Source organism: Streptomyces sp. A18, assembly GCF_059026065.1.
Map to the genome: position 1 here is coordinate 41,679 of NZ_JBWLKL010000022.1, position 17,888 is coordinate 59,566.

General features: G+C 69.3%; 18 protein-coding genes, 1 pseudogene and 2 riboswitches. Of the genes and pseudogenes, 14 read left to right on the forward strand and 5 right to left on the reverse strand.

Annotation, left to right across the window (positions count from 1 at the left end):
* Window positions 1-27: 27 nt before the first annotated feature.
* Window positions 28-139, reverse strand: a riboswitch (glycine riboswitch).
* Window positions 140-245, reverse strand: a riboswitch (glycine riboswitch).
* 141 nt (window positions 246-386) lie between these two features.
* From AC5P1C_RS28200 to AC5P1C_RS28250, 11 genes and pseudogenes are all read left to right on the forward strand, one after another.
* Window positions 387-1,073, forward strand: coding sequence for an AAA family ATPase (locus tag AC5P1C_RS28200; protein ID WP_493868756.1), 687 nt, complete (start codon window positions 387-389; stop codon window positions 1,071-1,073).
* 59 nt (window positions 1,074-1,132) lie between these two features.
* Window positions 1,133-1,945: an enhanced serine sensitivity protein SseB gene (locus AC5P1C_RS28205; RefSeq protein ID WP_493868757.1), complete on the forward strand. Its 813-nt coding sequence runs from the start codon at window positions 1,133-1,135 to the stop codon at window positions 1,943-1,945.
* Between the two features lie 124 nt (window positions 1,946-2,069).
* Entirely contained in the window at window positions 2,070-2,843 is a 774-nt protein-coding gene (locus AC5P1C_RS28210) for an enhanced serine sensitivity protein SseB C-terminal domain-containing protein (RefSeq protein ID WP_493868822.1), read from the forward strand.
* Between the two features lie 353 nt (window positions 2,844-3,196).
* Window positions 3,197-4,201, forward strand: a complete 1,005-nt coding sequence (locus tag AC5P1C_RS28215; RefSeq protein WP_493868758.1) for an ABC transporter permease — start codon at window positions 3,197-3,199, stop codon at window positions 4,199-4,201.
* 101 nt (window positions 4,202-4,302) lie between these two features.
* Window positions 4,303-6,072: an ABC transporter substrate-binding protein gene (locus tag AC5P1C_RS28220; protein WP_493868759.1), complete on the forward strand. Its 1,770-nt coding sequence runs from the start codon at window positions 4,303-4,305 to the stop codon at window positions 6,070-6,072.
* A gap of 119 nt (window positions 6,073-6,191) precedes the next feature.
* Window positions 6,192-7,193 carry an ABC transporter permease gene (locus tag AC5P1C_RS28225; protein ID WP_493868823.1) on the forward strand — a complete coding sequence of 334 codons (1,002 nt, stop codon included), beginning with the start codon at window positions 6,192-6,194 and terminating at the stop codon, window positions 7,191-7,193.
* Complete coding sequence (locus AC5P1C_RS28230) at window positions 7,190-8,287, forward strand: ABC transporter ATP-binding protein (RefSeq protein WP_493868760.1); 1,098 nt, start codon at window positions 7,190-7,192, stop codon at window positions 8,285-8,287. The genes AC5P1C_RS28225 and AC5P1C_RS28230 overlap by 4 nt, the downstream gene beginning before the upstream one ends.
* A 35-nt stretch (window positions 8,288-8,322) precedes the next feature.
* Entirely contained in the window at window positions 8,323-9,528 is a 1,206-nt protein-coding gene (locus tag AC5P1C_RS28235) for an ABC transporter ATP-binding protein (RefSeq protein WP_493868824.1), read from the forward strand.
* A gap of 208 nt (window positions 9,529-9,736) precedes the next feature.
* A pseudogene (locus AC5P1C_RS28240) lies at window positions 9,737-9,988 on the forward strand (M1 family aminopeptidase); the annotation flags it as partial.
* 68 nt (window positions 9,989-10,056) lie between these two features.
* The gene (locus AC5P1C_RS28245) at window positions 10,057-10,728 is read left to right on the forward strand and encodes a trimeric intracellular cation channel family protein (RefSeq protein ID WP_493868761.1); all 672 of its coding nucleotides are present in this window, start codon (window positions 10,057-10,059) and stop codon (window positions 10,726-10,728) included.
* 57 nt (window positions 10,729-10,785) lie between these two features.
* Window positions 10,786-11,655, forward strand: a complete 870-nt coding sequence (locus AC5P1C_RS28250; RefSeq protein ID WP_493868762.1) for a thioesterase family protein — start codon at window positions 10,786-10,788, stop codon at window positions 11,653-11,655.
* 180 nt (window positions 11,656-11,835) lie between these two features.
* Here the strand turns inward: AC5P1C_RS28250 and AC5P1C_RS28255 are convergent, their stop codons facing one another.
* The 3 genes from AC5P1C_RS28255 to AC5P1C_RS28265 form a co-directional block, all read right to left on the reverse strand.
* Window positions 11,836-12,876: a YeiH family protein gene (locus tag AC5P1C_RS28255; protein ID WP_493868763.1), complete on the reverse strand. Its 1,041-nt coding sequence runs from the start codon at window positions 12,874-12,876 to the stop codon at window positions 11,836-11,838.
* Window positions 12,876-13,445: a cysteine dioxygenase family protein gene (locus AC5P1C_RS28260; protein WP_493868764.1), complete on the reverse strand. Its 570-nt coding sequence runs from the start codon at window positions 13,443-13,445 to the stop codon at window positions 12,876-12,878. Before AC5P1C_RS28260 ends, AC5P1C_RS28255 begins: the two co-directional genes overlap by 1 nt.
* A 144-nt stretch (window positions 13,446-13,589) precedes the next feature.
* Window positions 13,590-14,495 (reverse strand): LysR family transcriptional regulator, encoded by a 906-nt coding sequence (locus tag AC5P1C_RS28265; protein ID WP_493868765.1) that lies wholly within the window; start codon window positions 14,493-14,495, stop codon window positions 13,590-13,592.
* Between the two features lie 189 nt (window positions 14,496-14,684).
* Here AC5P1C_RS28265 and AC5P1C_RS28270 point away from each other — a divergent pair, with 189 nt between their 5' ends.
* On the forward strand, window positions 14,685-15,662 hold the full coding sequence (locus tag AC5P1C_RS28270) for a helix-turn-helix transcriptional regulator (protein WP_493868766.1): 978 nt from the start codon (window positions 14,685-14,687) through the stop codon (window positions 15,660-15,662).
* Here the strand turns inward: AC5P1C_RS28270 and AC5P1C_RS28275 are convergent.
* Together AC5P1C_RS28275 and AC5P1C_RS28280 are read right to left on the reverse strand one after the other, a co-directional pair.
* Window positions 15,634-16,476 carry an alpha/beta fold hydrolase gene (locus AC5P1C_RS28275; RefSeq protein WP_493868767.1) on the reverse strand — a complete coding sequence of 281 codons (843 nt, stop codon included), beginning with the start codon at window positions 16,474-16,476 and terminating at the stop codon, window positions 15,634-15,636. The genes AC5P1C_RS28270 and AC5P1C_RS28275 overlap by 29 nt on opposite strands.
* A gap of 73 nt (window positions 16,477-16,549) precedes the next feature.
* A complete protein-coding gene (locus AC5P1C_RS28280) occupies window positions 16,550-17,179 on the reverse strand; it encodes a TetR family transcriptional regulator (protein ID WP_493868768.1) in 630 nt (209 codons plus the stop codon).
* A gap of 117 nt (window positions 17,180-17,296) precedes the next feature.
* Between AC5P1C_RS28280 and AC5P1C_RS28285 the strand changes: the two genes are divergently transcribed.
* Together AC5P1C_RS28285 and AC5P1C_RS28290 are read left to right on the forward strand one after the other, a co-directional pair.
* Window positions 17,297-17,452 (forward strand): hypothetical protein, encoded by a 156-nt coding sequence (locus AC5P1C_RS28285; protein WP_493868769.1) that lies wholly within the window; start codon window positions 17,297-17,299, stop codon window positions 17,450-17,452.
* Window positions 17,453-17,628: 176 nt separating this feature from the next.
* Window positions 17,629-17,847 carry a DUF4190 domain-containing protein gene (locus AC5P1C_RS28290; RefSeq protein WP_493868825.1) on the forward strand — a complete coding sequence of 73 codons (219 nt, stop codon included), beginning with the start codon at window positions 17,629-17,631 and terminating at the stop codon, window positions 17,845-17,847.
* The last annotated feature ends 41 nt before the right edge of the window (window positions 17,848-17,888 follow it).

The window sequence follows — 17,888 nt, forward strand, 5'->3', positions numbered from 1 at the left end:
CTCCCAGGGCATGACGGGCGAGGTCGATCCTCCCCATCTGTCATCGGAACCTGAGAGGTTCACCACGACCCGCCCGTACAGGGGGTCATGACTTGCACCTTGGGTGGAGCCGCCGGAGCGGCCCGCTTTTCAGATGTGCCTCGCCCGCGCGGTACGGGGCCTGAGAGATTCAAGGGAGGGACTTGCTCCTTCGGCGCCCCGGTGCGTCGTACGACGGTGACCGGGAACTCTCCCGCGCGGATTCAAACGGCCTGTATGGAGTTTGCGCGCACATCATTGCACGCGCCTCCGTCACAGGGCAGTGCCAGTCCCGTAATGCCCTTGTGCCGCATTACCTTCTCTTTACACTTGCCGGGGAAGCTGCGGTAAGCAGTTACGTGACCGCTATGGGGAGGCCGATCACGGTGCGCAGGACGAGTGTCTACGCGACCAACACAGGGGTGGCCCTGCCCAAACAGGCAGCCGCCCCCACCAGGGAGAGCTGCGGCCCCCTGCCGGCGGCCGTCGTCCGCGACCTGAGGCAGCGGACCGGGCACAGCCCGCACCGTCTCACCTTCGGCGAGGGCGACCTCATCGTCGTCTCCGGTCTTCCGGGCAGCGGCAAGTCCACGCTGATGCGCAGAGCCGTCGCGGGCCCGCGCATCGACAGCCAGGACACCCGCGACCGCTGGGCCCGCCGCATGCCGGGCCTGCTGCCGTACGCGGTGTACCGCCCCCTGGTCCGCCTCGCGCACTACGCGGGCCTGCGCAGAGCCCTGCGCTCCGGCGAGGGCGTCGTGGTGCACGACTGCGGCACCCAGGCGTGGGTGCGCCGCTGGCTGGCCCGCGAGGCCGCGCGGCGCGGCACGACGCTGCACCTGCTGCTGCTCGACGTGCCGCCGGACACCGCCATAGAGGGCCAGCTGTCGCGCGGTCGCGGCGTGTCGCGGTACGCCTTCGCGCGGCACCGAAGGACGGTCGGCCGCCTCGTCGGCGCCGCCGAGCGGGGCGATCTGCCGCGCGGCTGCGGCTCGGCCGTGCTGCTCGACCGGACGGCGGCCGGGGTGCTGCGGGGGATCGGCTTCGGGAACTGAGCCGTCCGTCACGTTAGGGTCGTGCCGCAGGCAGAGGGACCGAGCAGGGGTTAAGGACGATGGACATTCCGGCGCAGGCACACGCCCATCCCTATGGAGGATGGCCGGGCAACGAACTCGAAGAGGTGCTCGCGGCGTCCCTGGGCGCGCCCGGCGCGCCCCCCACCAGCACGGCATCCGCGGGCGCCCGCATCGTCGAGGTGCTCGGCCGCAGCCACGTCTGGGTCCCGCTGCCGAACGGTGGGGCCCCGGACAGCGGCACCCTCGACCTGCCCACGCTGGAGCTCGAGGGCCAGGCCTACGTCCCCGTGTTCAGCTCCGAGCAGCAGTTCCAGCAGGCGACCGGTGGCCGGATGGGCTGCACCGTGGCACCCGCCGTCGAGTTCGCGCGCGGCCTTCCCCCGCAGATGGGTATCGCGGTCAACCCGGACGGCACGGTCGGCGTCCCGCTGCCCCCGCCCGCCGTGGCCGAACTCTGCAGGGCCGGGCGCACCCCGCTGGACGGCCCCGCGAGCGGCGGCCGCGTACGCCTCTTCGAACCGGACTGGCAGGAGGACCCGGTGGACTTCCTGTCCGCCGCCGCGCGTGAGTTCGAGGCCACCGGGGTCGTCCTGAGCGCCCGCCGCTGCCTGGCGAGCGTCGAGGGCGCGGACCCGTCGCTGTTCGTCGGCGTCGAACTGACCTCCTGGGAGGGCAACGCGCGCGAACTGCCGATGGAGGCCGTGGGCCGGGCCCTCGGGCAGGCGCCGGTGGCCTGGCCGGTGAACCTGGTGCTGCTCGACGTGGCCCAGGATCCGGTCGGCGACTGGATGCGGGAGCGGGTCCGGCCCTTCTTCGGGCAGAGCCCGGGGGGCGAGCACGGACATGTGTAAGGACATGTGCAGGTACGTGGGTGAGGGTGCCGTACGTCAAGTCGGTGTCAGGATCGCCGCTTAAGCTGGTTTCATGACCCGGGGCCACCGGGTCAAGCGGGTCATCGCGAAGGGGCGGTTAAGGGTGAGTGCGTCGGGCACGGCTGCGGCCGGGCAGGTCGAGCACATGCTGCGCCAGGTGACGCCGGGGCGCTATGACGCCTACGAGGCGCTCCTGCGGGCGCTCGCCGCCGACCAGGTGTGGATGCTGCTCTGGCACGGCCAGGCCGGATCCCCCGACGCGCAGTACGGGAACATGGAGGTCGAGGGCCTCGGGTACGCGCCGTGCGTGACCTCCGCCCAGGAGCTCTCCGCCAGTGGCTGGAACCGCTCGTACGAGGTGGTCAGCGGAGTCGACATCTCGCGCACCCTCTACCCCGACCACTACGGCCTCTGGCTCAACCCGCACGCCCCCGGCGGCGGCGTCGGCATCCCCTGGCTCGACCTGCGGCGCATCGCGTCGGGCCTCGACCTGCTGCCCGCAGGGCCGCTGCGGCTCACCGAACCGGCCATCGAGATCCCCCAGTTCTACGCCCTGCTCACGCAGAACGCCCACCGCACGCCCGCGGTCCGCTCGCTGCGCCGCGCCTGGGTGCAGCCCGCGCTCGGCGCGCCGTACCTGGCCATCGGCCTCGATGTGTACGACACGTCGCCGTCGTCGGTGGACGGGGTGCGCACGATGATGCAGCAGTCGATCGCCGCCGTCCCCGACGGCCTGCCCGTGTCGACCGTCGCGATGTCCGACGCGTACGACCCCGTGGCCATGTGGCTGCGCGCCAATGCCAGGCCGTTCTACGACCGCGAGGCCCAGCCGGCACCGGCGCCCGCGGGTGGATACGGCTACCCCGCGCAGTACTGAAACGCCGCCGCGGCCCTCCCGGAAGGGCACTGAACCGGCCACCGCGGCTCGTATACCTGCCCTGACCGTCACGATGTCCGTTCTGATGGTGGAGGGGCTCTATGGGCTCCCGTGGAACGTTGCGACCCAACTGCCCCGTGTTCGCCCCTCGTTCACCTGCGTCCGGATAACGGAACACCTCGATCAGCATCACGGTTGCGCATCCATTCCCCGTCAAGTCTGGTAACAGATCGCGACCCCGATGAAGACTCCCGCACCAGGGGCGCTTCGCCCCTGTGTACGACGGACTGATCACGTCGCTACAGCGGCAAGTGCGGGCCGGTCACCACCGGTTGAGAGGGGTCCCTGCCACGATGACGGCACCATTGCATGACACACCTGCGGACGCGGACCCGACAGAGGATGTCGCTCCCGCAGCTGGTGCAGGGGTGAAGAAGGTCGAGGGGCGGTCCCTCAAGCAGATCGCCTGGAACCGCCTGAAGCGGGACAAGGTCGCCCTGGCCGGCGGCATCACCGTGCTCGTCCTGGTTCTTGTCGCCGTCTTCGCGCCCCTGATCGTCTCCCTGCTGGGCCACCCGCCCAACGAGTTCCACCAGGACGAGCTCGAAGACCTGACGAACCTGCCCAAGGGCGCGTTCGGCGGCATGAGTCCGGACTTCCTCTTCGGGGTCGAGCCGAACAAGGGCCGCGACGTCTTCAGCCGGATCGTCTACGGCGCCCGCATCTCGCTCCTCGTGGCGTTCCTCGCCGCCGTGGTGGCCGTGGTGCTCGGCACCTTCTTCGGTATCATCGCCGGTTACTTCGGCGGCTGGGTCGACGCGACGATCAGCCGGGTCATGGACGTGCTGCTCGCCTTCCCGCAGCTGCTCTTCGTGATCTCCCTGGTCTCGGTCCTGCCCGACGACCTGCTCGGGCTCACCGGCAGCGGCGTCCGCATCGCCGTACTGATCCTGGTGATCGGCTTCTTCGGCTGGCCCTACGTCGGGCGCATCGTCAGAGGCCAGACCCTCAGCTTGCGCGAACGCGAGTACGTGGAGGCGGCCCGCAGCCTCGGTGGCGGTCAACGGCACATCCTCTTCCGTGAGTTGCTGCCGAACCTGGTCGCGCCGATCACCGTGTACGCGACGCTCATGATCCCCACCAACATCCTCACCGAAGCGGCGCTCAGCTTCCTCGGCGCGGGTGTACGTCCGCCGACGGCCTCCTGGGGCGGCATGCTCCGGGACGCCCTCGCGACGTACGAGCACGACCCGATGTTCATGGTCTTCCCCGGCCTGGCGATCTTCGTGACCGTGCTTGCCTTCAACCTCTTCGGTGACGGGCTGCGCGACGCCCTGGACCCCAAGGGAACTCGGTAAACAGCTCCACTGGCTTGCCCCTGCCGCAGCGTCAGGTGGCTCTTCCCATGGTTCTCAAGGCAGTCAAAGCCTAGGACCGCGAATCTCGGAGGATGCGAGAAATGCCCACAGGTTCCTCTAAACGACGGTTGACCGCAGGCGCGGCCCTCGTCGTAGCGGCGCTGGTGACCACCACGGCGTGCGGCGGCGGCAGCGACGACGACGACAGCAAGGGTGCCGGCTACGACGCGGCCATCGGCAAGGTCGCGAACAAGTCGGCGAAGAAGGGCGGAACGCTCAAGTTCATCGCCAAGCAGGACCTGGACTCGGCCGACCCGCAGCGCGCGTACTACGGCATGACGTGGGACTTCATGCGGTTCTACACCCGCACGCTGATCACGTACGACACCAAGCCGGGTGCCGCGTCCAACAAGCTCGTCCCCGACCTCGCCGAGTCCACGGCGAAGATCAGCGACGACGGCAAGACCTACACGTACAAGCTGCGTGACGGCCTGACGTGGGAGGACGGCTCGAAGCTGACCTCCAAGGACATCAAGTACGGCATCGAGCGCATCTGGGCGACCAAGGTCATCACCGGTGGCCCCGGTTACCTGAAGTCCACGCTTGACCCCAAGGGCGAGTACAAGGGCCCCTACGAGGACAAGTCGAAGGACAAGCTCGGTCTGAAGGCGATCGAGACGCCGGACGACAACACCATCATCTTCAAGCTGCCCAAGAAGAACGGCGACTTCGAGCAGATGCTCGCGATGCCGTCGGGCACCCCGGTCAAGCAGTCCGAGGACACCGGCGCCAAGTACACCCAGCGCCCGTTCTCCTCCGGCCCGTACAAGTTCCAGAACTACAGCGCGGGCAAGAGCATCACGCTCGTCCGCAACAAGAACTGGAAGAAGTCGTCGGACCCGGTCCGTCCCGCGCTGCCGGACAAGATCACGGTCACCATCTCGGCGAACCTCGAAGAGAACGACAAGCGCCTGATGGAAGGCGACTACGACATCGACATGAATGGCACCGGCATGACCCAGTCGGGTCGCACCACCGCCATTCAGGACCACAAGGCCAACGTCGACAACATGCAGACGGACTTCGTCCGTTATGTCGCCCTGGTGACCAAGACGAAGCCGTTCGACAACGAGGCCTGCCGCAAGGCCGTCTTCTACGCCACGGACTTCGCGAGCCTGCAGAAGACCCGTGGTGGCGAGGTCGCCGCCGGTGAGATCGCCACCAACGTCTTCCCGAAGTCGATCAAGGGTCACGACGACTACGACCCGTACGGCATCAAGGAGCGCAAGGGCAAGCCGGACGTCGCCAAGGCGAAGGCCCAGCTCAAGGAGTGCGGCAAGCCGAACGGCTTCTCGACCAAGATCTCGGCCCGCACCAACCAGCCGGGCGAGGTGGACGCCGCCACGGCGCTCCAGGAGTCGCTGAAGAAGGTCAACATCAACGCCGATGTCGACCAGATCGACGGCGCCGACTCCTCCAGCATCACCGGTTCTCCCTCGGTCGTGAAGAAGCGCGGCATCGGCATGACGATGGCGGGCTGGGGTCCTGACTTCCCGACCGGCCAGGGTTACGCCCAGCCGCTGTTCGACAGCCGTTTCATCAACGAGAACGGCAACTACAACGAGTCGCAGATCGACGAGCCGAAGATCGACAAGTACTTCGACGACGCGATCGGCACGGTCGACCCCAACAAGGCCGGTGAGATCTACACCGAGCTGGCCCACGAGATCGTCGACAAGGCCTACTGGATGCCCTTCATCTACGAGAAGAACATCAGCTGGCGTTCCTCGCGGGCGACCAACGTCTACTCGTCCGCCGCTTACAGCGGTCGTTACGACTACGTCTCGCTCGGTGTGAGCGACAAGAAGTAGTTCCCGCCACCAAGGCAGTCCCACCGCCGAATCCCGCCAGTCCGAAGGGCAGGTGATGGCCCCGGGCGGTGACCGGGACCCCTCACAAGGGGGTGCCGGTCACCGCCGGGCCGCGCACAGTGCTTGCTTATCTCATCCGGCGCCTGATCGCCGTTGTCGTCATGGTGCTGGTCGTACTGCTCGCGACCTTCACCGTCTTCTTCATGCTGCCCAAGTGGGCGGGACAGGACATCGCCGTCCTCTTCGCCGGCAAGTCGTCGGGTGCCGAGCAGCTCGCGGGCATCCGCATCAAACTGGGCCTGGACGATCCTTTGCTCGTCCAGTTCTGGGACTTCGTCAAGGGCATCCCGATGGGGCGTGACTACGCCAACGGGTCCGACGTGACCCACTGTCCGGCCCCTTGCTTCGGGTACTCCTTCCGTACCGAGGCACCTGTCTGGGAGACCCTCAAGGACGCGCTGCCCGTCACCGGTGCGCTCGCCGCCGGTGCCTGTGTGCTGTGGCTGGTCGCCGGTGTCGCCACCGGCGTGCTCTCCGCGCTCAAGCGCGGCACCATCTGGGACCGTTCCGCGATGATCACCGCCCTCGGCGGCGTCTCCCTGCCGGTCTTCTTCACCGGCATGATCGCGATGGGGCTCTTCGTCCACACCCTCGGCTGGGTGAAGATCGAGGACACCCTCACCACGGACGACCCGATCAACATCTGGTTCGAGACCCTGATCCTTCCCTGGATCGTGCTCGCGTTCCTCAACGCCGCCATGTACGCGCGACTCACCCGCGCCACCATGCTGGAAGTGCTCGGCGAGGACTACATCCGCACCGCGCGCGCCAAGGGGCTCGGCGAGGCCGTCGTCATCAGGCGGCACGCGCTGCGCTCCGCGATGACGCCGATCCTCACCGTCTTCGGCCTGGATCTCGGCGTGCTCATGGGTGGCGCCGTCCTCACCGAATCCACCTTCAACCTGCCGGGGCTCGGTCTCGAGGCGGTCAAGGCCATCAGCAACAAGGACCTGCCGGTGATCCTCGGCGTCACCTTGTGCGCGTCGCTCGCGATCGCGCTTGCCAACCTCGTCGTCGACCTTCTGTACGCCGTCATCGACCCGCGAGTGAGGCTGGGATGACCGAACTGCACAAGACCGGAGCGGCGGTCGGAGAACCCGTCCCCGATTCGGTCGCTCCCACCGCCTTCCTCGAAGTACGCGACCTGAAGGTGCACTTCCCGACCGACGACGGCCTGGTCAAGTCCGTCGACGGGCTCAGCTTCCAGCTGGAGAAGGGCAAGACCCTCGGCATCGTCGGCGAGTCCGGCTCCGGCAAGTCGGTCACCTCGCTGGGCATCCTCGGCCTGCACACCGCCGGGCAGTACGGCAGCCGCAAGCCGCGGCTTTCCGGCGAGATCTGGCTGAACGGCACGGAGCTGCTCAGCGCGGACCCGAACAAGGTGCGCAAGCTGCGTGGCCGCGACATGGCGATGATCTTCCAGGACCCGCTGTCCGCGCTGCACCCGTACTACTCCATCGGCAAGCAGATCATGGAGGCGTACCGGGTCCACCACGACGTGGACAAGAAGGTCGCCCGCAAGCGTGCCATCGAGATGCTCGACCGGGTGGGCATTCCCCAGCCGGACAAGCGGGTCGACAGCTATCCGCACGAGTTCTCCGGCGGCATGCGCCAGCGCGCGATGATCGCCATGGCCCTGGTGAACAACCCCGAGCTGCTCATCGCGGACGAGCCGACGACCGCCCTGGACGTCACCGTCCAGGCGCAGATCCTCGACCTCATCCGGGACCTGCAGAAGGAGTTCGGCTCCGCGGTCATCATGATCACGCACGACCTGGGCGTGGTCGCCGAGATGGCGGACGAGCTGCTCGTGATGTACGGCGGGCGCTGCGTCGAGCGGGGTACCGCGGAGAAGGTCTTCTACGAGCCCCAGCACCCCTACACCTGGGGCCTGTTGGGGTCGATGCCGCGCATCGACCGCGAGGAGACCGACCGTCTCGTGCCGGTCAAGGGTTCCCCGCCCAGCCTGATCAACCTGCCGGAGGGCTGCGCCTTCAACCCGCGCTGCCCCTACGCCGACATCCCCAAGGACCAGATCACCCGCCGCGAGCGCCCCGAGCTGCGCCAGGTCGCCTCGGGCCACTTCTCCGCCTGCCACATGTCGCAGGACGAGCGCACCCGGATCTGGACCGAAGAGATTGCGCCGAAGCTGTGAAAGACGACACGAAAGACCAGGCGAAGGGCCAGGAGATGACGATCCCGGCGCAGACGAAGGAGAAGGACTCACCCGAGCCGCTGCTCAAGGTCGACGGCCTGGTGAAGCACTTCCCCATCAAGAAGGGCCTGCTCCAGCGCCAGGTCGCGGCGGTGCAGGCCGTCGACGGTCTCTCCTTCGACGTACGACCCGGTGAGACGCTCGGCGTCGTGGGCGAGTCCGGCTGCGGCAAGTCGACGATGGGCCGTCTGATCACCCGCCTGCTCGAACCGACCGCGGGGCGCGTGGAGTTCGAGGGCGTGGACATCACGCACCTGAACACCGGCAAGATGCGGCCACTGCGCCGCGACGTGCAGATGATCTTCCAGGACCCGTACTCGTCGCTGAACCCGCGGCACACCATCGGCACGATCGTCGGTGCGCCGTTCAAGCTGCAGGGCGTCAAGCCCGAGGGCGGCCTGAAGAAGCACGTGCAGGAGATGCTGGAGCGCGTGGGGCTCAGCCCCGAGCACTACAACCGCTACCCGCACGAGTTCTCCGGCGGTCAGCGCCAGCGCATCGGCATCGCGCGCGCCCTCGCGCTGCGGCCCAAGCTGGTCGTGGCCGACGAGCCCGTCTCCGCCCTGGACGTCTCCATCCAGGCGCAGGTGGTCAACCTCCTGGACGACCTCCAGGACGAGCTCGGTCTCACGTACGTGATCATCGCGCACGACCTCTCGGTCATCCGGCACGTCTCGGACCGCATCGCGGTGATGTACCTCGGCAAGATCGTGGAGCTCGCGGACCGCAAGGACCTCTACTCCACGCCGATGCACCCGTACACCAAGGCGCTGCTCTCCGCGGTGCCGGTGCCCGACCCAAGGCGGCGCGGCGTCCAGAGTGAGCGCATCCTGCTGCACGGTGACGTCCCCTCGCCGATCGACCCGCCCACCGGCTGCCGTTTCCACACGCGCTGCTGGAAGGCGACGGAGGTCTGCGCGACGAAGGAGCCACCGCTGATCCCCCTCGCGTCCGGCCACCAGGTGGCGTGCCACCACCCGGAGAACGCCGAGGACCAGCAGCCGGGCGACACGAAGCTGCTGCAGGTCGCCAGGGAGGCGATCGACGTGGTGTCGGTGGTGAGCAAGGCGGAGGAGACGGCCGAGGAGGCCGCGGCTCCGAAGAAGACCGTCTCGAAGGACGAGGTCTCGAAGGACGCTCCTGAAGCGGAAGCCAAGGGTCAGGCGTCAACTGACAAGTAGCACCTGATGACTTGGTAAAAATCAGTCACCAAGTCATGTACGCGCCCATACGGGAGAGCGCAGAGTCTGCGTGTCCGTCTCATCGGAACACGCGCGAAGGGATGACTCATGGCACTCTCCCGTTCGGCACGTCTGGGGGGCACTGGCCACCGCCGCCTCCTTCTGCTTGATCGCCGCGGCGCCCGCGCCCCACCCGGGCTCCGACGGCGTCGGCGATCCGCAGCGCGACACGATGTTCGCCTCCGCCGTCTACCAGCGCGGCGCCATGACACTCCAGATCCTGCGCGAGCGCATCGGCGACAAGGCGTTCTTCAAGCTGCTTCCTGCCTGGGCCGAGCGGCACCGGTACGGGAACGCGAACACCGCCGACTTCATCCGGCTCGCCGAGAAGATCTCGGGCAAGCAGCTCGACGGTCTCTTCCACACGTGGCTGTCCACGAAGGGCAAGCCTGCCCTGTAGCCGCCGCCCGCGGTCCGTGCGGTGCCGCCCTGGTGGGGCCCGTGACGGCGGGCAGGTAAGAATGTCGCGTGATCCAGGATCTGTTCAGTCCCTCCGTCCAGCACGCGCTCGACATCGTCGGGATCTTCGTCTTCGCGATCTCCGGCGCCCTGCTCGCCGTACGCAAGAACTTCGACGTCTTCGGGATCGTCGTGCTCGCCGAGGTCACCGCCCTGGGCGGGGGGATCTTCCGTGACGTGGTCATCGGGGCGGTGCCGCCCGCCGCCTTCGTCGACCTCGGCTACTTCATCACACCGCTGTTCGCCGCCGCCCTGGTGTTCTTCCTGCACCCGGAGGTGGAGCGCACCCAGCTCGCGGTGAACGTCTTCGACGCGGCGGGCCTCGGCCTCTTCTGCGTCACGGGCACGACCAAGGCATACGACTACGGCCTCGGCCTCACCGCGTCGGCGGCCCTGGGTCTCGCCACCGCGGTGGGCGGCGGCGTGCTGCGCGACATCATCGCCAACGAGGTGCCCTCGCTGGTGCGCTGGGACCGTGACCTGTACGCCGTGCCCGCGATCGTCGGCTCCGCGATGGTCGCGCTCTGCATCAACTACGACATGGTGAACGCCTTCACCAGCACCCTCGCCGTGATCACGACCTTCGTCCTGCGGCTGCTCGCGCTGCGCTACCACTGGCGCGCCCCGCGGGCCTGGCACCGACGGTCGACGGCGGTGGAGGTGGAGGAGGCGTCGTCGTAGACGGGGACTCGGCAGGCAAAGCTACCGCTCAGTAATTTCATGTTGTACGTTGCTGGCATGGCAGAGGCAACATCCATACCGGCAGCGGTGCCCGCGAGCATCGGCGACAGCGAGTTCGACCGCGACACAGCGGTCACCCGGCGCGAGCCCGGTGTCTACGACATCGACCTCTCGGCCGGGTGGACGATCATCAACGCGGTGAACGGCGGCTACCTCCTCGCGGTCCTCGGCCGCGCGCTGGCCGACGCCCTGCCGCACGCGGATCCCTTCACGGTCTCCGCGCACTACCTGACGGCGTCCCACCCCGGCCCCGCCGTGATCCGCACGGACACGGCCCGCACGGGGCGGACCCTGTCCACCGGGCAGGCCTCGCTCTTCCAGTACGACGAGGAGGGGCGTGAGGTGGAGCGGATCCGCGTGCTCGCCTCGTACGGAGATCTGGCGGGGCTTCCCGACGACGTCCGTACGACAGCCGAGCCCCCGGCGCTGCCACCGCTCGACCAGTGCTTCGGTCCGCAGGACGCGCCGGACCACCGCCCCGTCCCCGGCAGCTCGGCGATCAGCGACCGGCTCTTCCTGAAGCTGGACCCCTCCACCCTGGGGTGGGCCCTCGGCCAGCCCTCCGGCAAGGGGGAGATGCGGGCCTGGTTCGGACTGGCGGACGGGCGTGACGCGGATCCGCTGTCGCTGCTGCTGACGGTGGACGCGTTGCCGCCGACCGCCTTCGAGCTGGGCATCTCCGGCTGGGTGCCGACGGTGGAGCTGACCGTGCATGTCCGGGCGAAGCCCGCGGCCGGTCCTCTTCGGGTGTCCATCACCACGCGGAACCTCGCGGGGGGCTTCCTGGAGGAGGACGCGGAGGTCTGGGACAGCGAGGACCGCCTGGTGGCCCAGTCCCGGCAGCTGGCGCGGGTCCGCCTGGGGTGAGGCAAGGGCGGTCCCTGCGGGGCTTTCCCAATCCCCTCCACCCCTTCCCGAACTGCGGCTCCGCCCCAGACCCCGCTCCTCAGTCGCCGGAGGGGCTGAATTTTCAGCCCCTCCGGCGACTGAGGAGGGCCCCCGAGCCGGCGGGTTTTCGGGAAGGGGCGGGGTTGGGGAAAATTCCCCTTACCCCACCAACAGCACGCCCCCATAAGAAGCCCCCGCAACCACCACCCACGCACACAGCCCAACCACCGCCATCCGCCCGCCCGTTCGGGTCAGTGACGGCAGGTCCACCGCCGAGCCGAGGCCGAACAGGGCCGCCGCCAGGAGGAGTTCCTGGGCGTGGCCCGCCGCGTCCAGGAGCGAGCCCGGAACCCAGCCCGTACTGCGTACCGCCACCATCCCCAGGAACCCCACCACGAACAGCGGCAGCAGAGGGGCGCGCCGCCGGGCCCCGCCCGGAGCAGCGGTACGCGCCCGCAGGGCGAACGCAACCCCCGCCACCAGCGGCGCAAGCAACGCCACCCGCATCAGCTTCACCAGCACCGCGTCCTCAAGCGCCCCCGCCCCCGCGGTCTGCGCGGTGGCCACCACCTGCCCCACGTCGTGCACGCTCGCCCCGGCCCACCGGCCGAACTCCGCGTCACTCAGCCCCAACGGCCCCTGCAGCAGCGGAAGTACGGCTATCGCGAGCGTTCCGCAGAGCGTCACCAACGCCACCGAAACCGCCGCGTCCCGCTCCTCGCTCTCGGTCGCCTCGCTGACCGCGCCGATCGCGGACGCCCCGCAGATCGAGTAGCCGGTGGCTATCAGGAGCGGCTGGTCGCCGGGCAGGCCCATGCGGCGGCCCAGCCACCACGTCCCGAAGAACGTCGCCGCGACCACCCCGAGCACCATCCCCACCGTCGCCCAGCCGAGCCCGAGGACGTCGTCCAGGCTCAGCTTCAGGCCGAGCAGGACGATGCCGAGCCGCATCAACCGCTTCCCGGCGAGGGAGAGACCGGCCTTGGCCCGGCCTCGTACGACGGCCCGCACGCCTGGCACATGAGCCGCCGCGAGGCCGAGCACCACCGCAGCCGTCAGCATCGGGACCGCCGGGATCAGCGCGTGCGTCGCCCAGGCCGCCGCGACACCGAGGGCGGCCAGGGCAAGCCCCGGCCATGGGCCGCGGGCAGGGGGAGGAGCCACCGCGGCGACCCGCTGACGCTGCCCCAGGAGCGCCATCAGCGGTCGGCCGGCAGTTCGTACACCCGGCGCACGCTGGTGCCCAGGCGGGATATGTCCGCGCCGTACACGTGGAGCGAGATCGCCCGCCCCGTACCGGCGTTCCAGACGCGGTGGATGTCCCCGGGCGGCGCGAAACCGCACACCGTGCCCTGCCGGTTGACCAGGTCCTCGGTGGCGACGAGCCGCGCCGGGGCGCCGGACGCGGCCGGGACGAGCCGGTAGCGCCGCTCGTGCTCCGCGCCCTCGTGGACGCCGGTGACGCACCAGGAGACGTGGTCGTGGACCGGCGTGTGCTGACCCGGCAGCCAGACGAGGCCGACCACGGAGAAGCTGCCGTCGTGCTCGGCGTGCAGCAGATGCTGCCGGTAGCGCTCGGGGTCGCCCTCGCACTGTTCGTCGGTGAGCAGGTCGGCCGCGCCCAGATGCGGCGCGAGCCGCTCGCCGACCAGATAGGCCGTCAGATCGGGCGGAAGGCCCCGGCCGACGGCCTCGCGGATGCCGGCGACGAGTTCGTGGAGGCGCCCGGTGGTGCGGGCTGCGCGGTACGCGGTGGTGGAGGCACTCATACAGGCAGCGTCCTGCCGCGCTTCCATCACGTCCAACGACAGTTTCTAAGCCGTACTCCAACTTTCGCTTATGGATGGAGTGTCATGGCAGGGCGTACTTCAGCGGGGCGTGCTTCAGCGGGGCGTGCCACAGCAGGGTGGGCCTCAGCAGCCCACCCGGTTCGCCGCCACCGCCTTGAGCTGCTCGAGGACCAGCGCCGTCGCCGGTATCCGCAGGTGCTCCCGGAGTACGTACGCCGAGACCTGCCGCCGTGACGCCGGATCGAGGGCGCGGCCCGTCACTTCGCGGTGGCGCAGGAAGTTGAGGACGAGTCCCGGCATCATCGCGATGCCAAGACCCTCGGCGACCAGGCTCTGGATGACGAGGTTGTCGTCCGTGGTGAAGGCGATGTCCGGCGCGAAGCCCTGCTCGGCGCATTCGTGCAGGAAGTTGGCCCGGCAGCGCAGGCAGCCGGCGATCCAGCGCTCGTCCGCGAGGTCGACGAGCCGGACGGAGCGGCGCCGGGCCAGCGGGTGGCGGGACGGCATGAGCACCGTCAACTGGTCCTCCATCAGCGGGACTTCCACCACCTCGTCCGGCACGTCCTCGTGGAGGCCGGGGTAGTGGAAGGCCAGCGTGATGTCGCAGTCGCCGTCCACCAGGCGCTGGAGCGACTCGGGCGGTTCGTTCTCCTGGAGTTCGACGCGCACGCCGGGATGGCTCGCCGCGAGCCGGGACAGTGCCTCGGGGATCAAGGTGGCGTTGGCGCTGGGGAAGGCGCAGACGCGGACGCGCCCGGTGCGCAGGCCGGTGATGGCCTTCATCTGCTGCTGGGCGGCGTCGATGTTCCCGAGGATGATCCCCGCGTGCCGGGAGAGCGCCTCGCCCGCCTCGGTCAGCCGCATCCTGCGGCCGACGCGGGTGAAGAGGACCGTGCCGACGGACCGTTCGAGCGCCTTCATCTGCTGGGTGATCGCGGGCTGCGTATAACCGAGCGAGCGGGCGGCGGCGGAGTAGGAACCGGTGCGGACCACTTCATGGAATGACCTGATGTGCCGGGAATCGAACACGTCTGAATCATAAGCAGGAGTTGGGAAGGACCGACAAGCCCCCCTCTTGACCTCCTGTCGCTCCCTCTCTCGACCCCCTGCCGCTCCCTGTCTCGACCCCCTGTCACGATCCCTCTCGGGCCCCCTGTCGCGGCCCCTCTCCGGCCCCACGCGACAGCTGATGTCAGCTTTTCCGCCATCCTTGGCTGCGTGAAATCCGACCGGCTGCTCTCGATCCTGCTGCTGCTCCAGACCCGCGGGCAGGTCCCCGCCCATGACCTGGCCGAGCGCCTCGAAGTCTCCGTGCGCACCATCTACCGCGACATCGAGGCACTCTCCACCTCCGGCGTCCCGGTGTACGCGGAGCGCGGGCGGCACGGGGGCATCGCCCTCCTGCCCGGCTTCCGTACGGATGTCACGGGGCTCACGGCGGACGAGTCGCGGGCCCTGTTCATCCTGGCAGCGCAGGGCGCGCACGCCGCGCTCGGGCTCGACGCGGCGCTCGGCTCCGCGCTGCGCAAGGTCATGGCGGCGCTGCCCGAACCACACCGTCCCGCCGCCGAGTTGACCAGTCGGCGCATCCTCGTCGACTCGGCGCGCTGGATGCCGGGGCCCCGCGGCTCGGAGCCGGTCGTCGTCGACCTCGACGTACTGCAGGACGCGGTCTTCTCCGACCGGCGGCTGCGCCTGCGCTACCGGCACAGCGGCGACGCGGAGCCGCGCACCTACACGGTGGACCCCTACGGCCTCGTCTCCAAGGCAGGCGTCTGGTACCTGGTCGCCGACCGGCGCGGTGCCCCACGGCTCTTCCGCGCCGACCGCGTGCAGGTGGCGACCCGCACGGACCAGCCCGTGCGGCGCAGGGCCGGTGTCGAGCTCGCCGACGTCTGGGGCGTCCTGAAGCGTCAGGTCGAGGACCGCCCGGTCGGCGTCGACGTGACGGCGCGGGTCGCGCGCGACCGATACGCCCAATTCCTGCGCCTCAAGGGTCAGTTCCTCAACGCGCGCCCCGAGGACGACGGAGAGAGCGAGTGGATCACCGTCCGGCTCGGGTTCGGCACCGTCGGCGACGCCCGCACGCTGCTTCCGTTCGCCGCCAGTGTGGAGGTGCTCTCGCCGCCGGAGGTGCGCGCCGAGCTGGCGGGCGCCGCCGCCGCGGTCACCGGTCTGTACGCAGGAAACGGCTGAGCTCGCCGGTGAGTTCGGCCGACGCGTCCTCCTGTACGAGATGGCCCGCGCCCTCGATCAGACGCAGCTCGGCGCCGGGGATCAGCTTGGCGAGCTCGTGGCCGCGCTCCACCGGGATCCAGGTGTCGTCCGTGCCCCAGCAGATGAGGACGGGCAGCGTCAACTCGCCGTAGCGGCCCTGGACTTCGTCCGTGAAGCGCTGATCGTTCTGTTGGATCTGCCGGTAGAACGCGGTTCTGCCCTCCTCGGTGCACCAGGGCTCGACCAAGCGGTCGAGCACCGCCGGGTGCAGACCGCGGTGGCTCGCCGAGCCGACGTACTCGCGCACGAGCGCCTCGTGCAGGGCGGGCGGCAGCTGGGCGAAGACGTCGGCGTTGGCGCCGAGCAGGCGGTAGGCGGGGGAGCCCCAGGGTGCGACGGCCACCGGGTCGACGACGGCCAGACGTTCGTAGCGGGCGCCGTGCAGGAGGTGGGCGCGCAGCGCGACGCAGCCGCCGAAGTCATGGGCCACCACGGCGGGTTCGTCGAGGCCCCAGTGCGCGAGGAGCTCGGTGAGGACACGGGCCTGCGCTGCCAGGGTCACGTCCTGCCCGGAGCGCATCTCGGAGGTTCCGTAGCCGGGCAAGTCCCATACGTACACGCGGTGTTCGCGGGAGAGCGCGCGGGCCACGCCCCGCCAGACGTACGAGGAGAAGGGGGTGCCGTGGACCAGGACGAGGGGCGGTGCGTCCTGGGGGCCGAGGGCGGCCCAGCGGACGGAGCCGGTCGGTCCTGCGAAGGTCTGGTCGAGCGTCCAGTCGCGGTCGGTCGTCATGACCGTAAGGCTAGTAGCCCCTTACGTGAGAGTCGAGGCCCGTGGGGCCGCGGGTCGTGCGTGGCTCCTCCTGTTACCGCTCGTCCAGCCAGTGGTGCCGTCCGAGCGACACCAGGCGCAGCTGTCGGCGCGCGCCTGCCGCCACCCGCTCCTCGGTGCCGGGTGCCGCCTCCAGGAGCGCGGACGCGGTCATCACCATGTGGTCGACGTACATCCTGGCCAGCATCAGGAGGTCGTCCTCGTCCCAGCCCGCCGACTCGGGCTCCCGGGCGAACTGGTCCTTCACCTCCTGTGCGAACAAGGTGAGTTGATCGCCTATCGCGGACCGCACGGCCTGCACTCCGCCGTGCTGCTCGCGGGCGATGAAGCGGACGTGGGCTGGATGCGTGCGTACGTACGCGACGATCAACTCGACCGCCGCCGCGATGCGTTCCTCGCCGTCACCGTCGCCGGTCGCCGCGAGGAGGGCGACGAGCGTGGTGTGCAGGCTGCTCAGCGCCTCCTCCACCAGGGCCACGCCCAGGTCGGCCATGTCGTGGAAGTGGCGGTAGAAGGCGGTGGGGGCCACGCCCACGGCGCGGGTGACCTCACGCAGGCCCAGGCTGCTCAGGCTCTGCTCCTCGAGCAGCTGGAGCGCCGCGTCGAGGAGTGCCTGCCGGGTCTTCTGCTTCTGGGCCTGCCGGACGCCGAGAGTGTGACTCATGCCATGCAGTTAACAACTGTTCTCCGAGATTGGGAAGCCGGTGAGGCGGTAGACTCCTGGGTCAGTGAACAGTTGTTACCACAAGCGTTCACCGAATTCCTCAACGAGAGGCAACCCATGCTGTTCCTCGTCGCCGCACTCCTGCTGCTCGGTGTCGCCCTGGGCTCCGTGGCCCATGCGCCCCTCCCCGTCACCCTCGTCGCCGCCGCCGTCATCGGCGTCTGGCTCGTGGTGTTCGCGATCCGCGAGCGGCATGCGCGCCACCAGTCCTGATCCGTACGGCACCTACAAGGAGTCGCACCATGGAACTCACGACCATCGACCCCGAGTCCACGTCCACCGACCCTGAGTCCACGTCCACCGACCCCGAGTCCACGTCCACCGACCCTGAGTCCACGTCCACGTCTTCGTCCGCGCCCAAGCCTTCCGGTCGGCGTGACACCGACGGTATGGCCGTCGCCTCGTTCGTCCTCGGCCTGCTCGGGCTGCTCGTCCTGAACCTCTTCCTCGGCCCGATCGCCATCGTCCTCGCGGGGATCGCGCTCATGCGCGGGACCAGCCGAAAGGGCCGCGCGCTCCTCGGACTCGGGCTCGGCGTGGCCGATCTCGTCGTCCTCGCCGTGCTGATGTCCATGGACAACACCGTGTCGTGGGGTCTCGCGGGCTGACACCGCTTGGACGCGGGGCCTGCCACGGCTCGTAGAATCGT